The organism is Kitasatospora sp. NPDC001175 (assembly GCF_053598215.1).
In genome coordinates, this window is record NZ_JBSFJU010000236.1 from 1 (window position 1) to 1,104 (window position 1,104).

Sequence of the window (1,104 nt, forward strand, 5' to 3'; positions counted from 1 at the left end):
ACCTCCGGCGCCAGCCGGATCTTCGAGGGCGGCGAGGTCAACCAGACCGTCGTCGAGATGGAACGCGGTTTCCTCTTCCTGATGGCCGTCAGCGACGGCTCCGCGCTCGCGGTCCTCGCCTCACCCGACTCCGACATCGGTCTGGTCGGCTACGAGATGGCCCTCCTCGTCGACCGTGCCGGGGCCGTCCTCACCCCCGCACTCCGCGCGGAACTCCAGGGCAGTCTCCTGCACTGACGGTTCGTCGGATACCTTCTCGGTATTCGAAAGACCTCCGGCCCGTCCCGGGACCGTGTCAATCACGGTCCCGGGACCGGGCGTTGTACGGCTTTCGCACCACCTGCTCGGCCCCTGCGGCTGAGCTCGCACCGCACCGCCGCACCAAGTGAGGAGAGGAACCGTGACCCCGCCCGATGACCGCAGCGGTCAGTATGGCGTTCCGTACCCCGGCACCGGCCATGACGCTTTCGGGGCGCCCGGTGTCGGCCACGGTCGACACCCCGACCCCGCGGGCCAGCCGCACCCCGGCCAACTCGGCTACCAGCAGCAGTTGATGGACCATCAACAGCCGCCTCCCCAGCCGTACGGCCACCAGGTCTACGACCAGCCGCAGTTCGCCCAGCGCGGGCCCGGCCAGCCGGCCTACCCGGGCCCGGCGGACTTCCCCGAACAGGCCGAGGAGCTCGGCTACGCCGAGGAGTTGGACGACGACGACTCGGGACCGCTGATCCGGCCGTTCGCGATGACCGGCGGCCGCACCAGGCCACGGTACGAACTGGCGCTGGAGGCACTGGTCTCCGCCAGCGTCGCCCCCGAACGCCTGGCCACGATGCTGCCCGAGCACCAGCGGATCTGCACCCTCTGCACCGAGGTGAAGTCCGTGGCCGAGGTCTCCGCACTGCTGTCCATCCCCCTGGGGGTGGCCCGGATCCTCGTGGCCGACCTGGCCGAGGCAGGCTTAGTAGCCATCCACCAGCCCGCTGCCGGCGGTGAATCCGGCAACCAGCCCGACGTCACGCTGCTCGAAAGGGTCCTCAGTGGACTTCGCAAGCTCTAACGCGGCCGCTCCCAGCCGCGCCACCACCTCCGCGAAGATCGTCGTCG

Annotated in this window: 2 protein-coding genes; both read left to right on the plus strand. The window is 70.1% G+C overall.

Translation table 11 applies throughout. From position 1 onward, the window contains the following. Positions 1–237 (plus strand): roadblock/LC7 domain-containing protein (locus ACWDAK_RS41380; protein WP_427396379.1); only part of this gene is annotated, 237 nt, incomplete at its 5' end. 163 nt (positions 238–400) lie between these two features. After that, positions 401–1,057: a DUF742 domain-containing protein gene (locus ACWDAK_RS41385; RefSeq protein WP_427396380.1), complete on the plus strand. Its 657-nt coding sequence runs from the start codon at positions 401–403 to the stop codon at positions 1,055–1,057. The last annotated feature ends 47 nt before the right edge of the window (positions 1,058–1,104 follow it).